The 17,379-nt window shown below is 59.9% G+C and carries 15 protein-coding genes; 7 read left to right on the top strand and 8 right to left on the bottom strand.

All coding sequences use genetic code 11. The features are described 5' to 3' along the window. Positions 1-131 precede the first annotated feature (131 nt). A complete protein-coding gene (locus QFX16_RS01370; RefSeq protein ID WP_283182533.1) occupies positions 132-803 on the bottom strand; it encodes a DsbA family protein in 672 nt (223 codons plus the stop codon). A 254-nt stretch (positions 804-1,057) separates the two neighbouring features. On the opposite strand from QFX16_RS01370, the gene QFX16_RS01365 reads away from it, so the two are divergent. After that, positions 1,058-3,148: a TonB-dependent receptor gene (locus tag QFX16_RS01365; RefSeq protein WP_283182532.1), complete on the top strand. Its 2,091-nt coding sequence runs from the start codon at positions 1,058-1,060 to the stop codon at positions 3,146-3,148. A 173-nt stretch (positions 3,149-3,321) separates the two neighbouring features. Here QFX16_RS01365 and QFX16_RS01360 read toward each other — a convergent pair whose 3' ends face one another. From QFX16_RS01360 to QFX16_RS01345, 4 genes are all read right to left on the bottom strand, one after another. Beyond that, on the bottom strand, positions 3,322-3,534 hold the full coding sequence (locus QFX16_RS01360; protein WP_046045525.1) for a hypothetical protein: 213 nt from the start codon (positions 3,532-3,534) through the stop codon (positions 3,322-3,324). A 246-nt stretch (positions 3,535-3,780) separates the two neighbouring features. Then, a complete protein-coding gene (aguA, locus tag QFX16_RS01355) occupies positions 3,781-4,887 on the bottom strand; it encodes an agmatine deiminase (RefSeq protein ID WP_283182531.1) in 1,107 nt (368 codons plus the stop codon). Positions 4,888-4,892: 5 nt separating this feature from the next. After that, positions 4,893-5,771: an N-carbamoylputrescine amidase gene (gene aguB / locus QFX16_RS01350; RefSeq protein WP_283182530.1), complete on the bottom strand. Its 879-nt coding sequence runs from the start codon at positions 5,769-5,771 to the stop codon at positions 4,893-4,895. Between the two features lie 302 nt (positions 5,772-6,073). Beyond that, positions 6,074-8,986, bottom strand: a complete 2,913-nt coding sequence (locus QFX16_RS01345; protein ID WP_283182529.1) for an aminotransferase — start codon at positions 8,984-8,986, stop codon at positions 6,074-6,076. A 196-nt stretch (positions 8,987-9,182) separates the two neighbouring features. Between QFX16_RS01345 and rfbC the strand changes: the two genes are divergently transcribed. The 4 genes from rfbC to QFX16_RS01325 all read left to right on the top strand — a co-directional run bounded on the left by rfbC (position 9,183) and on the right by QFX16_RS01325 (position 13,527). Further along, entirely contained in the window at positions 9,183-9,728 is a 546-nt protein-coding gene (gene rfbC / locus QFX16_RS01340) for a dTDP-4-dehydrorhamnose 3,5-epimerase (RefSeq protein ID WP_283182528.1), read from the top strand. A 106-nt stretch (positions 9,729-9,834) separates the two neighbouring features. Next, a complete protein-coding gene (locus QFX16_RS01335) occupies positions 9,835-11,643 on the top strand; it encodes a sensor histidine kinase (protein WP_283182527.1) in 1,809 nt (602 codons plus the stop codon). Continuing rightward, positions 11,640-13,031 (top strand): sigma-54-dependent transcriptional regulator, encoded by a 1,392-nt coding sequence (locus QFX16_RS01330; RefSeq protein ID WP_283182526.1) that lies wholly within the window; start codon positions 11,640-11,642, stop codon positions 13,029-13,031. The genes QFX16_RS01335 and QFX16_RS01330 overlap by 4 nt, the downstream gene beginning before the upstream one ends. 40 nt (positions 13,032-13,071) lie before the next feature. Beyond that, positions 13,072-13,527 carry a YiiD C-terminal domain-containing protein gene (locus QFX16_RS01325; RefSeq protein WP_283182525.1) on the top strand — a complete coding sequence of 152 codons (456 nt, stop codon included), beginning with the start codon at positions 13,072-13,074 and terminating at the stop codon, positions 13,525-13,527. 116 nt (positions 13,528-13,643) lie between these two features. On the opposite strand, the gene cysQ is transcribed toward QFX16_RS01325, so the two are convergent. Both cysQ and nudE read right to left on the bottom strand, forming a co-directional pair. After that, positions 13,644-14,471 carry a 3'(2'),5'-bisphosphate nucleotidase CysQ gene (gene cysQ, locus QFX16_RS01320; protein ID WP_283182524.1) on the bottom strand — a complete coding sequence of 276 codons (828 nt, stop codon included), beginning with the start codon at positions 14,469-14,471 and terminating at the stop codon, positions 13,644-13,646. Continuing rightward, positions 14,468-15,034, bottom strand: a complete 567-nt coding sequence (gene nudE / locus QFX16_RS01315; protein ID WP_033058385.1) for an ADP compounds hydrolase NudE — start codon at positions 15,032-15,034, stop codon at positions 14,468-14,470. The genes cysQ and nudE overlap by 4 nt, the downstream gene beginning before the upstream one ends. 89 nt (positions 15,035-15,123) lie before the next feature. Between nudE and yrfG the strand changes: the two genes are divergently transcribed. Beyond that, positions 15,124-15,786 carry a GMP/IMP nucleotidase gene (gene yrfG, locus QFX16_RS01310; RefSeq protein ID WP_076029028.1) on the top strand — a complete coding sequence of 221 codons (663 nt, stop codon included), beginning with the start codon at positions 15,124-15,126 and terminating at the stop codon, positions 15,784-15,786. Between the two features lie 120 nt (positions 15,787-15,906). Here yrfG and lysM read toward each other — a convergent pair whose 3' ends face one another. Next, entirely contained in the window at positions 15,907-16,347 is a 441-nt protein-coding gene (gene lysM / locus QFX16_RS01305; protein ID WP_283182523.1) for a peptidoglycan-binding protein LysM, read from the bottom strand. 136 nt (positions 16,348-16,483) lie between these two features. Here lysM and QFX16_RS01300 point away from each other — a divergent pair, with 136 nt between their 5' ends. Continuing rightward, positions 16,484-17,371, top strand: coding sequence for a LysR family transcriptional regulator (locus QFX16_RS01300; RefSeq protein WP_008149327.1), 888 nt, complete (start codon positions 16,484-16,486; stop codon positions 17,369-17,371). The last annotated feature ends 8 nt before the right edge of the window (positions 17,372-17,379 follow it).

Genomic DNA, 17,379 nt, shown 5'->3' with positions numbered 1-17,379 from the left:
TTTGTTATTTTATGAGTCATGGCGGTTAGCCACAGGCGTGGGGCGAATCCTAGCCGCGCCCTTAACGATGTGTCAATTTCATGGATCGTCTGTAAATAGGTGGAAAACGTCTAAGAAATCACTTGTCGACGTCAATGGGCGCAGCCGTTCAGGCCACAGGCTTGAAGCTCCGGTGATGACGCTTGTGCAGGAAGCGACTGACTCAGCCATGCCGCGAAGGCTTGCGGCTTGCCGAGCCACGGGCTGATATCGATCAGGGTAAATTGGCCGTTGTGTTCCAGGGCGAAGGTCGGGAAACCCTGGCCGCCGACCTCGGCCAAGCATGCTCGACTGTCCTTGATGTGGCGATCGGTTTCAGCTGCTTTGAAAGCCGCCTGGAACGCTTGGAGTTCCAGACCGATGTCTAACGCGAGTTCTAACAACACAGCTTCATCGGCAATGCGTCGACCTTCCTCGTAGTGAGCACTCTGCAAACGCCCCAGCAGCTCCAGTCCGCGGCCGGCGATCTGCTCGGCTGCCAGCACCGCGGCAATCGGCGGTGCGGAATCGAAAACCGCCGTTTCATCGCGCAGCAAACCCTCGAAATACGCCTCGCCGAACGGCTGGCCGGTGTACTCGGCAATGCGACGGTCGTGGGGCATCACGTAATTGCGCAGTTGTGGCGAGACGGTCTGGCGGGTGGCGCCGGTCATCATGCCGCCGCCGTGGGCGATCACTGGCAACACAGCCTGAGCGGCTTGCACCAGCGGTTTTGCGCCATAGCACCAGCCGCATAACGGGTCGTAAATGTAGTGAAGGATCATGGGAAGACTCCGGCAAAAGCGTAGGAAAACTAGATGCCGGCAGATTAGTCCTCCGCCCGTTTCTGAAAAACGCTGCAATGGCTTTCAGTCTGTTTCATGAATCGGTCAAATGACCTCAGCGCCCCACTGTAGCCATCTCGACACAATTCGAAATAATCAGACAGTGAAACCTTTCAAGAATAATTAACGAAAGCAAATATCAAGCATTACCATTCGCACCCTCGAATTTTTCCACCCTTTCGGATGCGCTTCAGATGCCTGCCCCCTTTCGCCTCACGCCCGTCACCCTTGGGCTTTCTGCATTTCTCTCTGCCGGTTTTGCCTGCGCCGCCACCACTGTTTTACCCGAGACGTCGATCAGCGCCGAAGCTGAAGCCGATGACCCGCGCGTGAAGGAAACCAGCACCGCGACCCGCACCGCCACGCCGGTGCGCTACGTTCCACAAGCCATCGACTCGATTAAAACCGCAAACGTCGTGGATTACGGCACCAACGATCTGGGCACCGCGCTGAGCGGCATCCCCAACGTCAGCAGCGGCGCCGACACTCGCTTCGACAGCCTGCGCATCCGCGGTTTCGACGCCAGCAACGACTTCTACCTCGACGGCATCCGCGACGACAGCCAATACGTGCGCGATTTGCACAACATCGAACGCATCGAAGTCCTCAAAGGCCCGGCCGCTGTTTTATATGGTCGTGGCAGTCAGGGCGGGATCGTCAATCGGGTCAGCAAGCTGCCTGAATTCGGTCGCCGCTCGACACTCGAGGCCCAGGGCGGCAGCGATGATTTGCGCAGCCTCTACGCCGACCTCAGCACCGACCCGAGCGAGAACATCAGCCTGCGCCTGAACATGGGCAACATGGATCAAAACAGCTTCCGCGATGGCGTGAGCGGCAATCGCCAACTGTTCGCTCCGTCGATGAGCTGGCAACTGACGCCAGACCTGAACTGGCTGGTGCAGTACGAATACAGCCGCTACAACCGTACGCCGGATCGCGGCATCCCCGGTGTAAACGGGCGCCCGGCGGACGTAGGACGGGATACGACTTACGGCAGCGAACACGATTTCATCGACGACAAGTCGCAATCCCTGCGCTCGAAACTCAGTTATGAGCTCAGCGACAACTGGCAGCTGCGCCACACCCTGGGCGTGTTCAAGCTCAACAGCGACTTCGATAACACCTACCTGACCGGTTACACCCCGGCGACCAACAAGGTCACGCGCCAGCACTGGCAACAGGACCTGACCACACGCAATGTCTACAACAACGTCGAACTGGAAGGCGGTTTCGACACGTTCGGCCTTGAGCATCGCTTGCTGACCGGCATCGAAATCGGCAGCCAGCGGCGCGACCCTACGTTGTACAACGCGGCCACCGGACGCGGGACTCAGCCTGTACCGGCACTGGACCTGTACAACCCCGACCGCAATTTGCGCCATACCGGGCGGATGCAGGTTTCCAGTAGCTCTCACACCGAAGTCGAAAGCCGTGCGGTGTACGTGCAGGATCAACTGCGTCTGAACGATCAATGGCAACTGCTGGCGGGTTTGCGTTACGACACCTTCGACATCGAGTCGACCAACAAGCTGCGGGACATTTCCGAAGATCGCGACAGCCATAGCACCAGCCCGCGTGTAGGACTGGTGTGGACGCCGCTGCAGAGTCATTCCTTCTACGCCTCCTGGACCAAGACTTTTTCCCCGGTCGGCGGTGGTTTGATCGGTATCACCCCGGGTGCCGCCGGCAACAGCAACGACCTGAGTCCCGAGCTGACCAAGCAAAAGGAAATCGGCGTGAAGAGCGACTGGCTCGATGACCGCCTGAGCACCACGTTGGCGATCTACGAACTGGAACTCTACAACCGCCGTACCAGCGACCCGAACAATCCAAGCGTGACCTTGCTCACCGGCCTGCAACGTTCCCGCGGGATCGAGCTGACTGGCACCGGCAAAATCGCTGGCAACTGGTACGTGCGCGGTGGCGTGGGTATGCAGGACGCAACGGTCGAGAAGGACAACAACGGCTTTGAAGGCAAACGCATCAGCAACGTGGCCAAGCATAACGGCAGCCTGTTCCTGACCTGGAAACCGGAAATGGGCTGGTACGCCGAAACCGGTCTGACCCTGGTGGGCCAGCGTTATGCCGACAACCTCAACACCACCGTCCTGCCGGGTTATGGCCGTTGGGATGCGTTGGCCGGGTTCCGGCAGAAGGATTGGGATTTGCGCGCGGCACTGAACAACATCAGCGACAAGACCTATTACTCATCGGCCACCAGTGCGGCGCAGATTCAGCCAGGTGAACCGCGCAGCCTAGTCGTGACTGGAACCTACAGCTTCTAAATTCACTGCGATCGAAGGCAGTGTGTCAGTCGACATTAATGTTGAATAATCGATCGCCTTCGCGAGCAAGCCCGCTCCCACATTTTTGATCTCCAGTGATCACAAAAAAACCTTCGCCCATAAAAAAGCGCCGCCATCCCGGCAGCGCTTTTACCAATCCGTTGTTTTTCTTCTTATCCTTCCATCACATCCCACAACGCTTCCAGCTCCGCTTCGCTGAACAAACCAGCGGGGTAGCGTTCGATCATCATCCGGCGCGGATCAGGTTCTCTGATCTGACGCGTTCCATTGGACTTCAACCAGTGCGCCAGGACCTGGAGCGATTCGCTGTTTACTGCCAGGGGATGCAACGCCCGCTCGCTCACCACATTCATTTCGGCGTTCATTTCCGCGCTCTCTCCTGGTTTGTGAGCGGCTAACTTATCCAAGGTTTATGACAGAACATCGCAGTTCTCCCCCTCCCTGTTTTACACCATGAGAGATACAAGAGCTGTGCCAAGGTTTCGCAACTGTCGACAAGCGGATACAAAAAAGCCCGCGGTCCTGATGGGCTGCGGGCTTTCTACAAGGCGGGGGAGGGAAAACGGTTGCCGGGCCGATTCTGCAATCAACTCAAGCTGTTACAACCCCACTCACTCCTTGTGCGGTGCAGGCTGTTGTTGGGTAAGGCAGTGGATGTTACCGCCTCCCAGTAACAGTTCGCGGCCGGGCACCATCACCACTTCATGCTGCGGGAACAGCGCCTGTAAAATCTCTTTGGCCGGACCATCCATCGGATCGTCAAAGCTCGGCGCGATGATGCCGCTGTTCACGATCAGAAAGTTCACGTAGGAACCAGCCAGACGAACGGTCGGATTACGTTCCTGAGTCCCGTCCACCGGATCAACACCAGCGCACTCTTCTTCGGTCGCATACAGCGGCCCCGGAATCGGCATCTTGTGCACCGTGAATGGGCGACCCTTGGCGTCTGTGCTGCTTTCCAGCACTTTCATTGCCGCCTGGCAGCGCGGGTAGTTCGGGTCCTGCGGGTCATCGGTCCAGGCCAGCAACACTTCGCCCGGACGCACGTAGCAGCAGAAGTTATCCAAATGGCCGTCGGTTTCGTCGTTGAACAAACCGTCCGGCAGCCAGATGATTTTATCCACAGCCAGATTCGCGCTGAGCACCGCTTCGATTTCTGCACGGTTCATGTGCGGATTGCGATTGCGGTTCAGCAGGCATTCTTCGGTGGTGATCAGCGTGCCTTCGCCATCGACGTGGATCGAACCGCCTTCGAGCACGAAGCCCTCGGTGCGGTAGCGCTGGCTGCGCTCGACCTCGAGGATTTTGCCGCCCACCTGGGAATCGCGATTCCACGGCGAATACAGACCTCCGTCGAAACCGCCCCACGAGTTGAAGTCCCAATTCACACCACGGACTTCGCCACCGTTATTGATGACAAACGTCGGGCCGGTGTCGCGAACCCAGGCGTCGTCGCTGGACATTTCCACCACACGAATATTCGGCACGTCCAGACGGGCACGGGCGTTTTCGTATTGGCCGGCGGAAACCGCCACCGTCACCGGTTCGAAACGGGCAATGGCTTTGGCCACCGCGACGTGCGCGGCTTGCGCCGGTTTACCACCCAAACGCCAGTTGTCCGGGCGCTCGGGCCAGATCATCCAGGTCTGGGTTTGTGGCGCCCACTCGGCCGGCATGTAAAAGCCATCAGCGCGAGGGGTGCTGTTCAAAGTGGTCATAGCGATCAGGACTCCAGGGAACCGTCGAGGGTTTTGATAGCGCCGTACAGGTTCGGGCGACGATCACGGAACGAACCCCACGCGCTGCGGATGTGCTCCAGCTCGTCGAGGTCGAAGCTCTGAACCAGTATGCCTTCTTCGGTTTCGTTGAGCTCTTGAACCTTCTCACCGAACTGGTTGGCGATGAACGACGAACCGTAGAAGGTAATGTCGTAGCCGTCCTGCTCTTCGTTGCCGATGCGGTTGCTGGCGATCAGCGGCATCAGGTTGGCGCCGGCATGGCCTTGTTGCACGCGCTGCCAGTGATCGCGGGACGAAATGGTCTTGTCGTGTGGCTCGCTGCCGATGGCGGTTGGGTAGAACAGAATTTCTGCACCGAGCAACGCCATGCTGCGAGCGCATTCCGGGAACCACTGGTCCCAGCAGATACCCACGCCGATTTTCGCGTAACGGGTGTTCCAGACTTTGAAGCCGGTATCGCCCGGATTGAAGTAGTACTTTTCGTGGTAGCCAGGGCCGTCCGGGATGTGGCTTTTACGATAAACCCCGAGGTTGCTGCCATCGGCATCGATGATCGCGATGCTGTTGAAACGCGCGCGGCCCGCCAGTTCGTAGAAGCTGATCGGCAAAACGACTTGCAGTTCTTTGGCGACTTTCTGGAAGTGCTTGATGGCGACGTTGTCTTCAACGGTCGTGGCCAGCTGCAGGTAATCCGGGTTCGGCTTCTGGCAAAAGTACGGAGCCTCGAACAGTTCCTGGATCAGGATGATCTGCGCGCCTTTCGCCGCGGCCTCACGGACCAGCCTCTCAGCGGTCTCGATGTTGGCTTCAAGGTCCCAGGAACAAGCCATCTGGGTGGCGGCGACGGTAACGATACGGCTCATGAATCATCTCCGGGGCAATTGCTTTAGGGTCGAAGGTGGCATCGACCAATGACAGAAATGGGAAGCGCCGGGCGTGGTGAGTCCACACCGGGGCAGCGGTGACTTTATAGCCGATAATAATCGGCTTTTAAAGCGATAAATATTCCTTCTGTCTTATTTTTTGCGTAATAACCAGATAATAATCGAATTAAACATGTTCCTTGTGGGAGCGAGCCTGCTCGCGAAAGCGGTGGATCAATCAACACAGATGCTGAATGATTTACCGCCTTCGCGAGCAGGCTCGCTCCCACAGGGGTATATGTTTACAGACCTTCTGCGAGCACCCTCGACAGCATGTCCACGAAGAAATCCACGCTCCGGCGCGAGGTGACCATCGGCGGTTTGATTTTGAGGACGTTCAAATAATCCCCCGTCGGCTGCATGAAGATCCCCAGTTCGCGCAACCGATCACACAGCGCCGTGGTTTCTTCGGTCGCCGGTTCCAGGGTTTCGCGATTGCGGATCAACTCGACGCCCAGATAGAAGCCGGAACCATGCACCGCGCCCACCAACGGATGAATATCGATCAACGCTTCAAGCCGTTCCTTGAAATACCCGCCCACGACCTGAGCGTTTTCCCAGAGCTTTTCTTCCTCCATCACATCCAGCACTGCCATGCCGATCTGGCAACTGACCGGGCTGCCGCCGGCCGACGAGAAGAAGTAACCCTCGGCTTCCAGCGCTTCGGCGATTTCCCGGCGAGTGATCACCGCACCGAGCGGCTGGCCGTTGCCCATGCCTTTGGCCATGGTGATGATGTCCGGCACCACGCCCTGCTCTTCGAAACCCCAGAAAAAGTTGCCCATGCGACCGTACCCGACTTGCACTTCATCGGCGATGCAGACACCGCCCTGGGCACGAACCAGTGCATAAACCTGTTTCAAATACCCCGGCGGCAGCGAAATACCGCCGGCATTGCCGTACACCGGTTCGCAGATGAAACCGGCCAGCTGACGCTTCTGCTCGGCGATTTTCGCCAGGTTGTGTTCGACGCTGCGCACGTAGTCCGGCGCGCTATCCGGTCCACGGAATTCGCCGCGATAGGTGTTCGGCGCGGTGACCGGATGCACCCAGTCCGGGCGGCTGCTCAAGGCCTTGGGGTTGTCGGCAATCGAGGTCGAGACCGCGTCCGCGCCCACTGTCCAGCCGTGATAGGCCTCCAGCACGCTGAGCATGTCGCGACCGCCGCTGTAGGCCCATGCCAGGCGGATGGCCAGGTCATTGGCCTCGCTGCCGCTGTTCACCAGGAACACTCGGTCCATGGAATCCGGCGACAGTTTCAGCAAACGTTCGGAGAACTCGGCAATCGCCGCGTAGTTAAAACGCGAGTTGGTATTGAGCAGCGACCACTGACGACTGGCGACAGCGGCCATGCGCGGATGACCGTGGCCAAGCACCGCGACATTGTTGAGCATGTCTAGGTAGGAACGGCCTTGCATGTCGATCAGGTGATTACGCCAGCCGCGTTCGATACGCGGCGGGTCGACGTAATAGTGCTTCTGGGTACGGGCGAAACTGGCGTCACGACGCTCCAGCAACGTCTGCGAATCGAGTTCCACTTCGGCGTCACAGGCCAATCCCAGCAGCACCGCCGGTGACGGGCACAACGCTTGCCAGGCCGCGGCGCGAGACGGCGTACAAAACAAGGGTGCATTGAACGAAGCGCCTCGGCACAACTGGACGATCAGTGGCCCGCTGACCGAACCCAGCACCTGACCTTTGACCAGCGCTGCGCCCGTGTGCAGCGACGGCGTCACGCCCCACAGACGCACGCTCAGTTGCGGGCCGTCCAGTTGCAGCACACCTGCCGTCGGCTGATGCACCACCCCGGCAAACGGCGACTCGACCGCCGTGCCGTGGGGCACTCGCAACTCAACGTGCAATGGGCACGTGTCCGGCTCAGTGGCGCTGTCCGGCCGGGTGCGGGACAAGCGATATTGCCCATAACGACTGGCCGCCAGACCATGAGCCGCGGCGGCCTCGGTCAGCAGACGCTGATCGATCCCTTCCTGCTCCCAGTTACCGGCCTCGAAATGCGGACTGAGCACGCCCAAATCGATTAACGCAAACTCACGCCCCACCAGGCTCGGCAGCAGCGGCGCGAAGCCTTCGCTACCGATGCTCGGCAGGTTCTGGCCGACCGAGGCCAGGATCGCCGCTTCCATCAACGCCAACGGCACCGATGTGGCGACGCGGAAAATCTCCCATTCGTGGGTGAGGTTGTCGCGGCTGTATTCGTTGCCCGGATCAATGTTGACCTGCTGCTCGCCGCTGAGCACCAACACCGCCGCACGGGCAACGATCAACGGCCAGAGCGCCAGTAGCTCTTCATGCGTGAGCGGATTGACAGCGTGATAGGCCTGAACCGCCGGCAAAATGTAGAACGGATCGCCATCAGCGTGGTGCAGCAGCGCCGCGCAGGTCACCGACAGATCAGTGATGCGCCAGGTACGAACCAGGTCGCCGAAATCGATCACGCCCTGCAATTGCCACTGGCGTTGCGAATCTCGCTGCCACACCACGTTGTCGTCGGTGATATCCATGTGAATGGCCTGCACCGGCAGCTTATCCACAAGCGCCTGCAAATGACGCTCGGCCTGTTCAGCCACATCGGCGATCAGCCGGCGTTGCTGCTCGTCCTTGATGACCGGCAGCAAATGAGCGATCAACGCATTGGCGTGACGGGCGTCCCATTGAAGGGTGCGCTCAAGGCCCGGATGGTCGAAACCGGCCAGGGCCAGGTCCATTTCACCGCAGAGCCGACCGAAGCCGGCCACCACTGAACCGGGCAGATGATCCAGGTGTGTGAGCGACTGGCCTTCGATGTAATCGAGCAAGCGCACATGCACCGGTTGGCCGCCGACTTCCAGGGAGAGAAGGTCTGCGCCGTTTTTAGCGGGAATCACTCGCGGCACATGCACATCAGGGTGTTCACCCAAATGCTTGAGCCCAGCGTGCTGGGCGTGCAGCTCCAGCGCCGAGTAGTCGCCACGGCAGATTTTCAGGACAAAACGCCCCTGGTCGCTGTCGACCCGAAAGTTAAGATCCTGCTGGCTGCCAAGGGCCTGCAACCTTCCACTCAGGCCGTAATGTCCCTTCAACAGCTCAAGCGCTTGCTCCGCAGACACTTGCGGGCTGGGCAAACTGGCGCGATGAATCAACGTGGCGAGTGGCATACAACGACCCCTGAAATTTTATTAGGCGCTTATATCGCCACTGCTTGGGGCGATACGCAACCCCTTCGCCTGCCTGAAACCCTCCTGAGGCTCGACAAATCAGTTACCGGATCAGGAAAAAAAATCACTCCACTCGCACCGGCTGCCACTTTGCGCAAGAATGTCGCCCATCAACGCCTATTGCTGGAGAAAGACCATGAAAGTAGTCACCACCGACCTGCCCGGTGTTCTGATCATCGAACCCAGGGTATTTGGTGACGAGCGCGGTTTCTTCTATGAAAGCTTCAACGCCAAGGCTTTCAAAGAAGCGACTGGCCTGGAGACGAGTTTCGTTCAAGACAACCATTCCCGCTCGCAAAAAGGCGTATTGCGCGGCCTGCATTACCAACTGGAAAACACTCAGGGAAAACTGGTTCGCGTCACAGTTGGTGAAGTACTCGACGTGGCCGTAGACATTCGCCGCAGCTCGCCACATTTCGGCAAATGGGTGGCCGTGCGTCTGTCCGCCGAGAACCATCGCCAACTCTGGGTCCCGGAGGGTTTCGCCCACGGTTTCGTGGTGCTGAGCGAGTTCGCCGAATTCCTCTACAAAACCACCGACTACTACACCCCGTCCGCCGAGCGCTGCATTCGCTGGGACGATCCGGACCTGGCCATTGATTGGCAACTGGACGAAGCACCGAAACTGTCCCATAAAGATCAGGCCGCCGCGTTCTTCAAGGACGCTGACGTCTTTTCCTGAAACACCGTCTGAATCTTCGCCGCACAGGCGTGCCTGACCCACGGCGCGCAGACTGCGCCCGCAAGCCTAGGCATAATGCGCCTGTACCCACAGGCGCTCGATGCTCATGACTCCGACCCTCCCCCGCAGACCCCGCTGGCGCAGCCTGGCCCTGCTCGCGCTGTGCCTGGCGCCATTGCTGTGGCCGCTGGAGCATCTGGCCGAGCGTTACTACCGCAGCGAACTGGCCGGGCAGAACCGTCAGACCCTCGACCTTTACGTCGCCAACCTGCTGGGCACCCTGCACCGTTATGAAGTGTTACCGCAGATCCTCGGCGATCTTCCGGCCCTGCGAGCCGTCCTCGGCGCGCCCGACGATGGCGTCACTCAGGGCAACGCCAATCGCTTGTTGAAAAACATCAGCGCCCAGACCGGCGCCGAAGTCATGTACCTGATGGACACCACGGGCAAGACCCTGGCCGCATCCAACTGGGACAAACACGACAGTTTCGTCGGGCGTAATTTTTCCTTCCGGCCGTATTTCAGCGAAGCCATGGCCGGCCGGCTTGGGCGTTTTTTCGGTTTGGGAACGACATCGGCCAAGCGCGGCTATTTCTTCGCCGCCGCCGTGCGTAACGGCGAAAAGATCATCGGTGTGCTGGTGGTCAAGGTCGACCTGGACCATACCGAAAGCCTCTGGGGCAAAACCCCGGAACAACTGCTGCTGACTGACCATAACGGCGTGGTCATTCTCACGTCGCGGCCCGAGTGGCGATTCCGCTCGACCCGCCCGTTGAGCGAAGAAGAACGCAAGGCTATTACGGCGATGCAACCCTATCCGACTCGCGATCCCAAACCGTTGGAGCTCAACCCCAGCGCCTGGCTGACGCAGACCCAGCCAATCGCGGAAACCGGTTGGAACGTCAGCATCCTCGCCCCACGCACCTTGATCGATCGCCCGGTACGCACGGTCGTCGCCATCGGCGGCGCGACGTTGTTGGTGTTGATGTTGCTGCTGGGTCTGATGATGCAGCGACGCCGTCATTATCTCGAACGAATCGCCTTCGAAGCCAAGGCCCGTCGCGAGCTGGAAGGTCGGGTAGCCGAGCGGACCAGCGACCTCGAAGGCCTCAACCGTCGACTGAAACAGGAAGTGCTGGAACGCGAACAGGCTCAGCAAGAGCTGGTGCGCGCTCAGGATGATCTGGTACAGGCCGGCAAACTGTCGGCCCTTGGCACCATGTCGGCGAGCATCAGCCACGAATTGAATCAACCGCTGGCGGCGATCCGCAGCTACGCCGAAAACGCCGAAGTGCTGCTCGATCATCAGCGCACCGACGATGCGCGCGGCAACCTCAAGCTGATCAGCGAACTGACCGGGCGCATGGCCTCGATCATCGCCCACCTGCGCGCCTTCGCCCGGCGCGATCGCCACGCCCCGGAAAGCGTCGCCCTGCAACCGGCGCTGGACGATGCGCTGGCGCTGCTGGCCAAGCGTCGGCGCGGCATGGAAGTCGAGCTGATTCGCGATTTGCCGGCCGCCACCCTGTGGGTCGAGGCCGGGGAAACCCGTCTGCGTCAGGTGCTCGGCAATCTGCTGGCCAACGCCCTGGACGCCCTGACGGAAAAAGGCCCGCCGCGTAAGCTCTGGTTGAGTACCCAATCCACCGCCGACGGCGTCAATCTGTACATTCGCGACAATGGTCCCGGGTTTTGCATGGAAGCCCTTGGTCGTGCCAGCGAGCCCTTCTACACCACCAAGACCCGCACTCAGGGGCTTGGTCTGGGGTTGGCGATTTGCGAAACCCTGATGCGCGCCTTCGGGGGTGAACTGTCGTTCGCCAACCATAAGGAAGGCGGCGCCCTGATTACCCTGAAATTGCGTGCAGGCGCACCGGGTGTGAGCCTGCAACCGTCCGAGGACCGAAGTGCATGACCATCGACAACCGCATCCAGGTCGTGCTGATCGACGACGATCCCCACCTGCGTCAGGCCCTGAGCCAGACCCTGGACCTCGCTGGCCTGAAAATCCTGCCGCTCGCTGAAGCCCAGGGCCTGGCCGCGCAACTGGAACGCGACTGGCCCGGCGTGGTGGTCAGTGACATCCGCATGCCGGGCATGGACGGTCTTGAGCTGCTGACCGAACTGCATGCCCAGGATCCGGAACTGCCAGTGCTGCTGATCACCGGTCACGGCGATGTGCCGCTGGCGGTGCAGGCCATGCGCGCCGGGGCTTATGACTTTTTGGAAAAACCCTTCGCCAGCGACGCCCTGCTCGACAGCGTCCGCCGCGCCCTGGACTTGCGTCGATTGGTGCTGGACAACCGCAGCCTGCGTCTGGCCCTGAGCGATCGCAATGAGCTGAGCACCCGACTGGTCGGGCAATCAGCGCCGATGCTGCGCCTGCGCCAGCAGATCGGTGCATTGGCGGCGACCAAGGCTGATGTGCTGATCCTTGGCGAAACCGGCGCCGGTAAAGAAGTTGTCGCACGTGCATTGCACGATCTGTCGAGCCGTCGTAACGGTCCGTTCGTGGCGATCAATGCCGGCGCCCTGGCCGAGTCGGTAGTAGAAAGCGAGCTGTTCGGTCACGAGCCAGGCGCCTTTACCGGCGCGCAAAAGCGTCGCATCGGCAAGTTCGAATTCGCCAATGGCGGCACGTTATTTCTTGATGAAATCGAAAGCATGAGCCTGGATGTGCAGGTGAAATTGCTGCGTTTGCTGCAAGAGCGGGTCGTCGAGCGCTTGGGCGGCAATCAGCTGATCCCGTTGGACATCCGCATCATCGCCGCGACCAAGGAAGACCTGCGTCAATCCGCCGACCAGGGCCGCTTCCGTGCCGACTTGTATTACCGCCTGAACGTCGCACCGCTGCGTATTCCGCCGCTGCGTGAGCGCGGCGAAGATGCACTGATGCTGTTCCAGTATTTCGCCGACGAAGCCAGCGCCCGTCACGGTCTGCCACCCCACGAGTTGCAACCGGGACAACGCGCCCTGTTGCTGCGCCACACCTGGCCGGGCAACGTGCGGGAATTGCAGAACGCGGCCGAACGCTTCGCCCTGGGCCTGGAACTGGCCCTGGACAATAACGCAGCGGATGGCGCTGTCGGCATGACGGTCGAAGTGGTCAGCGGCGGTCTCAGCGAACAAGTGGAAAACTTCGAGAAGAGCTTGATCGCCGCCGAACTGGCGCGTTCTCACAGCTCGGTGCGCAGCCTCGCCGAAGCCCTTGGCATCCCACGCAAGACCTTGCACGACAAACTGCGCAAGCACGGGCTGAACTTCGCCGACGGTGGTAGCAGCCACACCGACGAGCTCGATTGAGCTACCGTCAATTCATCATCTTCAAACAAGAGATCCATGCATGAGCCGCGACAGCCGTCATCTGGAATCAGTCCTCCATCGCGACATTCCCCTGACGCGGGATATGGGCCTCAAAGTGCTCGATTGGCACGACCAGCAACTGCGCCTGCACTTGCCGCTGGAGGCCAACGTCAATCACAAGAGCACCATGTTCGGCGGCAGCCTGTATTGCGGCGCCGTGCTGGCCGGTTGGGGTTGGCTGCATTTGCGTTTGCGTGAAGAAGGGGTTGAAGGCGGGCACATCGTGATTCAGGAAGGGCAGATCAGCTATCCGCTGCCAGTGACCATGGACGCGACAGCGATTTGCCATGCGCCGAGTGCGGCAGTGTGGAAGAAGTTTTTGGCGATGTATGAGCGGTATGGACGGGCGCGGTTGAAGCTGCATTCAAGGATTGTGAATGTGGGGAGTGAGGAAGATGCGGTGACGTTTACCGGGCAGTACGTCCTTCACCGTTGAAGCAAAAGATCGCAGCCTCGTTTCACTCGACAGCTGCTACAAGGACGCGTTTCTCTGTAGCAGCTGTAGCAGCTGTAGCAGCTGTCGAGTGAAACGAGGCTGCGATCCCTTGATCTTCAGGTCCGCGCCAACGTCAACAATTTCTCGCGCCACGCAGCCTTCGCCGGCAGCGCCAGGAAAAATGCATTCAACAACGACTCCCGCGCCGGATAACTGAACGGCGCACCGCTCAAATCCAGCACCTCACCGCCCGCCCCTTCCAGCACGCCCTGTGCCGCCGCCGTGTCCCACTGCGAAGTCGGCGCCAACCGCGGATAACAATCCGCCGCCCCTTCCGCCAACAAGCAAAACTTCAGCGAACTGCCGATATTGGCCAATTGCAGTTCACCCAAACTGTCACTCAACCCAGCCAGTAAACGCTCCTGCTCAGGACTCGAATGCCGACGGCTGGCGACCACGGTAAACGCTTCACCCTCAGCAGGAACCTCGCGAACCTGAATCGGCGAAGGCGCCGCGTCTTTATCGCCACGCCACGCGCCCAGACCCGCACCACCGACGTAGAAGCGCCCGTTAGTCGGCATCGACACCACGCCAAACACCACTCGTCCCTGCTCGATCAGCGCGATGTTGACGGTAAATTCTTCGCTACCGGAAATGAACTCTTTGGTTCCGTCCAGTGGGTCCACCAGCCACCAACGCTGCCACCCGGCGCGCACGCTCTGGGGAATGTTGGCGTCTTCTTCCGACAGCACCGGGATGCTCGGGTCCAGCGCAGTCAGCCCGGCCAGGATCACATGGTGAGCGGCCATGTCGGCGGCCGTCACCGGAGAATCATCGGATTTTGCAGTCACGGCGACGTTGGCACGCCAAAACGGCAGAATCGCTTCACCGGCTTTCAGCGCCAGTTCAACAACAGGCGCCATCAACGGATGGGGGAAAATCATGGCTGGAACACTCCACGCTGAGTCAGTAGATCACGGGCCAGATACAGTGCTGCCAATGCACGGCCCTCAGTGAATCGCGGGTTCTGGGCCAGGGCCGACAATTCACGCAGGTTGATTTTGTCCACGCCCATCGGCTCAGGCTCATCGCCTTCAAGGCTTTCTTCGTACAGATCAGTGGCCAACACCACCTGGATCTTCTGGCTCATGTAACCGGGTGACAATGACAACTCAGTCAGATGCTCCAGTTGCCGGGCGCCGTACCCGGCCTCTTCCTTGAGCTCCCGCTCGGCCGCCGCCAGCACGTCCTCGCCCGGCTCGATCAAGCCTTTAGGCAAGGACAGCTCGTATTCATCGGTGCCGCCGCAATACTCTTCAACCAGCACCGCGTGGTCCGCATCCAGCATCGCCACAATCATCACCGCGCCATAACCGGCGCCCTTGCCCACCAGTCGCTCATACGTGCGCTCCACGCCATTGGAAAAGCGCAACTTCAGCTCTTCGACGCAGAACAAACGGCTGGTGGCGACGATCTCGCGGGCGAGGATGGTGGGTTTCTGGCGCATGAGCGGCTCCTTGGCGATAGCGCGTTACTATACCCGGCCTATCCTGATTGTTTACGTCGGATATCTTTTTTACCGCTGGAGAAGTTTTTATGTCCCTGCTGCCCTGGCGCGACATCGATACCGTTCTGCTGGATATGGACGGCACGCTGCTGGACCTGCACTACGACAACCATTTCTGGATGGAGCACCTGCCCCAGCGTTACGCCGAGTTGCACGGGGTGAGTCGGGCCATGGCCGAGATGGAATTGCAGCCGTTGTTCGAACGCAACGCCGGCCAGTTGCAGTGGTATTGCCTGGATTTCTGGAGCGCCGAGCTCAAACTGCCGGTGCGCGAACTGAAACTGGAAACCGCACACCTGATCGCCTTGCGACCGGATGCGGACACCTTTCTGGCCGCCATCAAACAGGCCGGCAAGCGCGTGGTGCTGATCACCAATGCGCACCGCGATTCGCTGTCATTGAAACTGGAAAGAATCGAACTGGCGCCGTACTTCGAGCGGTTGATCAGCTCGCATGATTACGGTTTCGCCAAGGAAAACCCGCAGTTTTGGGATGCCTTGCAGGCGGACATCGGCTTTGATCCGGCGCGCAGTCTGTTTATCGACGACACGTTGCCGATCCTGCGCAGCGCGCGGAATTTTGGGGTGGCGCATCTGTTGGCCGTGAGTGAGCCGGACAGCCGTAAAGGGCCGAAGGACACGGCCGAGTTTGCGGCGGTGGGGGATTATCGGGAGTTGATTGCCGGCCTTTGAGACCTTAGCGCCTGCTTCGCGAGCAGGCTCGCTCCCACACGGATCTGCGTCGTACACAAATGATGTGTTCACTGAAGGTCAATGTGGGAGCGAGCCTGCTCGCGAAAGCGGTCTTAAGGGTTACTCAGGAATCCGCAACGACTGCCCCGGATAGATCTTGTCCGGGTGAGACAGCATCGGCTTGTTGGCCTCGAAGATTTTGTTGTACTTGTTGGCGTCGCCGTACTCAGCCTTGGCAATCGCGCTGAGGGTGTCGCCCTTTTTAACGGTGACAAACCGCGCTGCCTGAGCAACCGGGCCCGTTACGGTGATCTGGTCATCCACGCTACCGACACCGGCAATATTGCCCACCGCCAGCAGGATTTTTTCCTTCTCTTCCTGACTGCCAACTTCGCCGGTCACGATGACCTTGTCGCCCTCCACCGTCGCCTGCACATTCGGGTTACCCAGGCCGACCTTACTGATGTGTTCCTTCAACTGCTCGCTGGCATTGGCGTTGCCTGGCGTCAGCAGATCGATAAGTTTTTCGCCTGCTTCTTTCACAAAGCTAAAAATACTCATGGTGCGCTCTCCTTGGGTTTTGGGTTCCAGACGCCAAAGCCTAGACCAAGGCTGTCACTTGCGGTTCCAACCCGACCAATGACGCCGCTTCCCCCCAAGCGCTAGAATCCGAACCTTCCCGCGCCCTGGAGCGAAGATGGACATCAAGCAACTGAAATTCCTCATCGCCCTCGACGAAACCCGGCATTTCGGCCAGGCCGCTGCGCGTTGTCACATCACCCAGCCGACCCTGTCCATGCGCCTACGCAGCCTCGAAGAAGAACTCGAGTTACCGCTGGTCAATCGCGGTCAGCGCTTCGAAGGGTTCACCGCGCCGGGTGAACGGGTGTTGGCGTGGGCGCGCACCGTGCTGGCGGCCTACGACGGTTTGCAGGCCGAGGCAGCTGCCTGTCGCGGCAATCTGGTCGGTACGTTGCGTCTGGGCGTGGTGCCGCTGTCGAGCTTCGATCCGCTGCCGCTGATGCAACGCTTGCACGCCGAACACCCGAACCTGCGCTTCGAACTTTCGGCCCTGAGTTCTGAACAAATCCTCGAACAACTGGCAAACAATCGCCTGGACCTCGGCGTTTCGTACCTGGAGCGACTGGACGGCGAACGCTTCGATTCCCTGGCGTTCAGCGAAACCCGCATGGGCCTGCTCTACGATCAGCGCTTCTTCAGTTTCGGCGAGGCGCCGCTGAGCTGGGAGTCGCTGATCGAACTGCCGCTGGGCATGCTCACCAGCGGCATGCATTTTCGGCAGTCCATCGACCACAACTTCCACAGCCGCGGCCTCACCCCACAACCCTTGTTGCAGACCGATGCCGTCCACCAATTGTTACAAGCAGTGCACGGCGGATTCTGCTGCGCCGTGATGCCACTGGATGGAGGCCTGGAAAAACTCACCGATCATTTGCGCCTGCACCCCATAGAAAATGCTCAAACCCTCGCCCGGCTGGGGCTGATCATGCGTCGCAGCGCCCCGCGTTCGGCGCTCGCGGAAGCCTGTTTCGCGATTCTTCAGCAATCGCTGCCGAGCTCTTGATCGACGTC

The sequence above is a fragment of the Pseudomonas svalbardensis genome, assembly GCF_030053115.1.
Taxonomy (GTDB): Bacteria; Pseudomonadota; Gammaproteobacteria; order Pseudomonadales; family Pseudomonadaceae; genus Aquipseudomonas; species Aquipseudomonas svalbardensis.
Note: the sequence above shows the minus strand (reverse complement) of the source record. Positions and strands in the feature narration are given on the sequence as shown.